The organism is Methanobrevibacter sp. (genome assembly GCF_045644645.1).
Taxonomy (GTDB): Archaea; Methanobacteriota; Methanobacteria; order Methanobacteriales; family Methanobacteriaceae; genus Methanocatella.
The window spans coordinates 1-4,628 of the sequence record NZ_JAZRHE010000030.1 but is presented as its reverse complement, the minus strand read 5'-3'; the positions used below and the strand labels follow the sequence as shown (position 1 = coordinate 4,628).

6 protein-coding genes are annotated in these 4,628 nt (G+C 31.8%); 1 reads left to right on the top strand and 5 read right to left on the bottom strand.

All coding sequences use genetic code 11. From position 1 onward, the window contains the following. Nucleotides 1-338 (bottom strand): hypothetical protein (locus ACKI4K_RS02085; protein ID WP_407421799.1); only part of this gene is annotated, 338 nt, incomplete at its 3' end. A gap of 138 nt (nt 339-476) precedes the next feature. On the opposite strand from ACKI4K_RS02085, the gene ACKI4K_RS02080 reads away from it, so the two are divergent. Then, on the top strand, nt 477-1,697 hold the full coding sequence (locus ACKI4K_RS02080; protein ID WP_407421797.1) for a hypothetical protein: 1,221 nt from the start codon (nt 477-479) through the stop codon (nt 1,695-1,697). A 13-nt stretch (nt 1,698-1,710) separates the two neighbouring features. On the opposite strand, the gene ACKI4K_RS02075 is transcribed toward ACKI4K_RS02080, so the two are convergent. The 4 genes from ACKI4K_RS02075 to nikR are packed head-to-tail and all read right to left on the bottom strand — an operon-like array spanning nt 1,711 to nt 4,541. Continuing rightward, complete coding sequence (locus ACKI4K_RS02075; RefSeq protein WP_407421795.1) at nt 1,711-2,805, bottom strand: acetyl-CoA carboxylase biotin carboxylase subunit family protein; 1,095 nt, start codon at nt 2,803-2,805, stop codon at nt 1,711-1,713. Continuing rightward, complete coding sequence (gene hycI, locus ACKI4K_RS02070) at nt 2,802-3,287, bottom strand: hydrogenase maturation peptidase HycI (RefSeq protein WP_407421793.1); 486 nt, start codon at nt 3,285-3,287, stop codon at nt 2,802-2,804. Before hycI ends, ACKI4K_RS02075 begins: the two co-directional genes overlap by 4 nt. Nucleotides 3,288-3,296: 9 nt before the next feature. After that, nucleotides 3,297-4,067: a methyltransferase domain-containing protein gene (locus ACKI4K_RS02065; RefSeq protein ID WP_407421791.1), complete on the bottom strand. Its 771-nt coding sequence runs from the start codon at nt 4,065-4,067 to the stop codon at nt 3,297-3,299. Between the two features lie 18 nt (nt 4,068-4,085). Beyond that, the gene (gene nikR, locus ACKI4K_RS02060; RefSeq protein ID WP_407421789.1) at nt 4,086-4,541 is read right to left on the bottom strand and encodes a nickel-responsive transcriptional regulator NikR; all 456 of its coding nucleotides are present in this window, start codon (nt 4,539-4,541) and stop codon (nt 4,086-4,088) included. Nucleotides 4,542-4,628: the final 87 nt, after the last annotated feature.

The window sequence follows — 4,628 nt, the reverse complement described above, 5'->3', positions numbered from 1 at the left end:
TTTGAAATTCCACTTGCTAATTTTAATCTGAACAAATGTCCCAATACGAGAATAGCTGTTTTTCTTTTACCTCCAGTCATGGTAACCGGATCGTTGACTGCAATTCCTAAAATTATTTCACCTTCCGCACCAGTGAATTTTTTAACAGTTGGTTTTCCGATGTCTGAGTTGGCTGATAGGGTAACTGCGTCATCGACTTTTATTTTGGTTCCTGCGTATTCGTAACCTGGAGTTTCACCTGTAGGGGTTGTGACTGTGGTTGCGGTGATTGTACCTTCATCCAGAAGGAAGGTTGTGACTTCTTTTCTCTCTTCAAGTAAAATTATAGAATCTGCCATAAATGTCCTCCACTAAATTTATTAGACTCTTTCAAAAACTTTGTTGATTTGAAATTTTTTGATGAAAATTAGTTTTGAATTTTTATTTTGTTTAAAAATAGTTAAATTTAATAAAAAGGTGGAGTAAAAGTTTTTATTATGCCTAACCAAAAAACAAATACTCCAAATAGTATTTTAGATGTTAAACAATATATATTTTGCGATTCTAATGATGGATTAGTCCTTTCAGATCCTCGTTTTGTGAAAATTTTTAAATCCTGTCAAAAGGTCTTGAAATCTTTTGATTTAAGTTTTAAAAAGGATGTTCCTTATTTTAAAATGAGTTTAGCTCGATGTCCAAATTGTGGAACTCGTCATGTAGTTAAATATGGTTTTACAAAAAGAACATTAGTATTTAAAGAAATAGGTAAAACTAAGGTGAAAGTTCAGCGTTATATTTGTAAACGTTGTGGTAAAACCTTTCAAACTGATTTAACAAGTCTTGTTGATAAAAACAGCAATTTTACAAATGAATTGAAAAGTGAATCAGAACATTTAATTTCAGATTATCTGGGAAGCTTAAAAAATGTTTGTAAATCTTTTAAAAAATTCTTTGGAATCACTGTTTCACACCAAACAATTGAAAATTGGTTATTTGTTAATGAAAACATTTTAGAATTTGATTTAGGTCGTTGCTCGGGTTATTATGTCTTTGATGTAGAATGGATAAAAATCAACGGAGAATGGAAATATCGCCACACATTATTGGATGCTATTTCAAATTGCATCGTAGCCGATGCAATTTATGATACTGAAGATGAAACAACTGTTGAAAAGTTTTTAAGAGAATCTACGGCAAATAAAAATAAAATTGCAATCACGACAGATTTAGATAAAAAATATGCCCCAATTATCCCAAAAATAGGTTTTAAACATCAATTATGTATTTTTCATACTAAAAAAAGTTTAAATAAACAATTAAAAACTTTTAAAGACAAAAATCGCATTTCTGACGAAGAATATCAAGAATGCCATAAACAACTGAAAATGATCAAAGATTTATTCGATTTAAATGATTACGATGAATTAAAAAAAGAAGTACAATCATTAATTTATCGTAAAGAAGATTTTCATCCAGTTATTTATAAAATAATCAAAAAATCAATCACTCCACGATATAAAAGCTTCATTCATCACTTAAAGGACAAACGAATTGAAAAAACAAGCAACAAAATTGAAAATGCCTTTCAAAAAACAATGCCAAAATCCAGAAAACGAACATTCAAGACCAAACGAGGTGTTTTAAAACGAATATATCGCAGAGATTTAATTTGGAATCAAAATCGAAAAGCCGATTTTGAAAATCAACAAAGTTTTTGAAAGAGTCCACAAATTAAGTTATTTTATCAACTAAATTTTCAAGTTCTTTTTTAGAATTAGCTCTGGCAGTTACTCTTTGATAGCCTCTTGGACCATGAACAACAAAATCATTGGCTTCAAAAGATTTGACGGGTTCTTTAGGAGACGGCCCCTCGTAATTACCTATTGGAATTTCAGTAGAATAATAATACTGGAGTTTATCAGAAACTTTAGCTAGTGAAAATTCACCGATTGCCATATTAACTAATTCGCATAATGAATTAACACCACAGGTGGCCGTTGTCAAATATCTGGTGCCGTTAGGTCTTGTATTTACTTCAATAGCATATAACTGACCATCATATTTAGAAAACATGAAATCCATTTCAAAAATACCATCAGAAGCCAAATTCTTAGCTACTTTATAGGCGGTGTGCTGAACTAAATTATTATCCAATCCCTCAACCATGCACGGACCGGTTTTAACTTTATTTAACGGATGGGTTCCTTCCAAAGTTGTTTCACCTTTATAAATCGGAGGAAGGGCAACATATTCCCCATTATATCCCAACACTTCAATTGAAATTTCAAATCCTTCAACGAATTTTTCACATAATGCCTGGTCAAACTCGTCAAAGTATTCGTTGACATCTTCAATTGATTTGGCTACCTTAATATCTTTGCCTCCCTGTCCTTCACCCTGTTTTAAAACAACAGGAAGCTCCAAATCAAGTTCATCAGGACTATTTAGAATTTGATATTGGGGAGTTGCAACACCAATTTCTGCGTAAAACTCCTTAGTTTTAATCTTATTGGAAGTCAGTTCAACGGCCCTTACGCCTGAAGCTATCACCGGAATTCCATATTCCTCTTCAATCTCCTCTTTCATGCGCGCAACATCTATTAATGGGGGGTCAATCCCAATTAATGGAACAATTGCATCAACATTCTGCATTAATGCAACTTGTTTTGGTCCATCCATACCCCTTGGAACAATGAACACCTGGTCGGGCAAATCCAAGTTAACAGCTTCTTCATTAGATTCCGTAAGTACGCTTTCTATTCCTTTACTTTTAACATACCAGTCAATATCATCATATAATCTTGACCCAATAAACAATAATTTCATAATGTAATTCCTTTTAACGTGTCAATAAATTCATAGGCTGTCTTTTCAACATTTTCTGTTAATCTTTCTGAATAATCCATTGACTCCGGTTCAATGCCAACAAAGATTATTTCAATATCCGTGTCTTTTTCCAAGTATCTCACAAAGTATGATAAGGACATCGAATGAGTTGAAATGCCTATGTTTGCAAAATCGTATTTATCTACGATTTTCATATCTCCAGGTTCGCCACCCATCAAACATGCATCAACAATGATTAAATGGGTCGGCTTCTCTTTTCTAATTTTACCTGTGAAATTTTCAGGGACCGTTTCAGTATTAATAAACAATGAGTTACTCTCATTTTCAATGTCTTTCTCTTTTAACTTCCTAATAATGAACGGACCTACACCATCATCACATTTAAGTTCATTGCCTACACCAAGAACAATTAATTTCTCACAATCTTTAAGAAAATCGCTTAATTGAGATTCAAAAGACATTTTACCATCCTACAAATAATCAGTTTTAATACTTTCAATCCCTTTTCCCATAATATATTTTAATTCAACATTTATAAAATCATTGTTTTTTACTAAACGATTACCTAATGGAATTAACAACGGCGGATTTAACATTGGAGTTGGTCCGCATATAATGTCATCGTTGAGTTTTGTGAAGGTGGTTATCTTCAATCCGTTAACAATACCCTCCCCCTTAGCTTTAATTGATATTGTTTTCTCAAAATTAGGATTAATCTCATCTAAAAAATCAAATTTTGAATAAACTTCCGCATCGGAGAATACTTCATAATGCACTCCATCTTCATCCCAATGAACATAATCTCTTTCCAGATTTACCAATTCCACTGTATTTATAATCCCTTTAGGTATTATTTCACCTGTTTTTTTAAGGAATTTTTTAGCGTGGTTAATGACTGGAATCTGCTCTTCATCTATTAAAGCGGTGTCCATCATTTCACATACAATTAAATCCGCTTTTTTTTCAAAATTATACTCAAGAACATCACTGTTTATTACTTGAACGTTTGAAAAATTAGCCAAATTATCTTTCGCACATTGAAAAGTTTTAACATCCTTTTCCAAAGAAATAATCTTTTCAAAATGAGAACTTAAAAAATAAGATAATATGCCGCTGCCACATCCTAAATCATAAGCTACCTTATTATCTGAAGAATATTCGCAAATTGCATTATAAAAGCTAGCTAATCGCTCCTGATCTTTTAATAAATCAGAATGATAAGGAGTGGTTTTGAATTTCATGAAAAAATTTAAAAAGATTTAGTGAGTGTGACTGTGACCATGGTCATGGCTGTGTCCCGGTTCACTAAATTCTTCACCATTAGCTGTACTTGTGAGTTTTACGTGTTCAACACCTTTAAGTCTCATTATCCTTTCAGTCAAATCACGAATTTCAGCAATGTCACCGTTAACAACAACGATTTCCATACAATATTTATCAGTCATGTGAATGTGCATACTAGTGTTAATTTCATTTCTAAAACTATGCTGAATCTCAGCAAGATTTTCCATAACGCCAGTATAGTGGTGGTCGTAAATAATAGTTACAATACCAATTCTTTGCCCTTCCATGGAATCCATCCATTGATATCTTACGATATAATCTTGAAGTGCATCACGAATTCCTTTTGAACGAGATTGATATCCCCTTTCTTTCAACACTTCATCAAAGTCTGCTAATAATTTTTTAGGTAAAGACATACTTATTCTCATCATAGAAAAACACATCAATAATTAAATTTATTAAAAATATTAAATTATATAATAATTGTATAATTTTTAAGTTATATAAATATTATGATT